The sequence below is a fragment of the Nocardiopsis synnemataformans genome, from assembly GCF_965343085.1.
In the GTDB taxonomy this organism is placed as follows: Bacteria; Actinomycetota; Actinomycetes; order Streptosporangiales; family Streptosporangiaceae; genus Nocardiopsis; species Nocardiopsis alborubida.
In genome coordinates this window covers 1-668 of record NZ_CBDRFA010000183.1, presented here as the reverse complement: position 1 = coordinate 668, position 668 = coordinate 1, and the positions used below count along the sequence as shown (strand labels likewise).

The window sequence follows — 668 nt, the reverse complement described above, 5'->3', positions numbered from 1 at the left end:
AGGCCCCCTGGACTGGCCCAACATCTGACCCACGGCGCATCATCGAGCAGGAGGCACCCTCGTGGACAACATGTTGCAGCGGTACGTGGAACGCGCCCGCTCAGAGTCCGACATCGACCCCCGCACCGAGGTCGAGGCACACGCCGACGACCCTGAGCAGATCATCACAGCTTGGGAAAGGGACCGCGCCCTGCTGGTCGCCAAGCTCGACTCGGTTCGTGGGGCGGCGGACCGCTACCGGACGGACCGCAACAACGCGTGGTGGGAACTGGAGAACCGGTGAGCGCCCGCTCCTGCTGGCACAGACCCGCGATGACGGACAGTTGATGGAGGACGAGCAGTCAGCAATGCACGCCGAACCGAGGTTGCCCACTGGGTTGCCCACACGAGCAGTGGGCAACCTCAGGTTCAGCCCCCACACGTTAACGCCAGCAGGAGGAAACTATGCAGACTCGCTTCGACCACGTCGACGGCTACCTCAAGCACAAGGTCGACCTCCCGGCCATCCCGCGCCAGGGCGACCGGGTCAAGCTCGACGGCCGAAAGTACCGGGTGGCGTCGGTGACCTGGGTCATCGACAGCGACGAAGACCCCCACGTGCGGGTCACCCTGGAGGACTGACCCAGGTCCCTCCCAGGGTCGGGAGAAGCTGGGAGGAAAGTGGGAGT

General features: G+C 65.7%; 2 protein-coding genes. Both read left to right on the top strand.

Going from position 1 to position 668, the window contains the following annotated elements:
- The first annotated feature begins 61 nt into the window (after positions 1-61).
- Positions 62-283 carry a hypothetical protein gene (locus ACSIH6_RS39370; protein WP_435113988.1) on the top strand — a complete coding sequence of 74 codons (222 nt, stop codon included), beginning with the start codon at positions 62-64 and terminating at the stop codon, positions 281-283.
- 161 nt (positions 284-444) lie between these two features.
- Positions 445-621, top strand: a complete 177-nt coding sequence (locus tag ACSIH6_RS39365) for a hypothetical protein (RefSeq protein WP_435113984.1) — start codon at positions 445-447, stop codon at positions 619-621.
- Positions 622-668 lie beyond the last annotated feature (47 nt).

Bases quoted from the DNA above. Each gene is read 5' to 3' on its own strand.
- ACSIH6_RS39365 (WP_435113984.1), top strand. From the start codon at position 445: ATGCAGACTCGCTTCGACCACGTCGACGGCTACCTCAAGCACAAGGTC.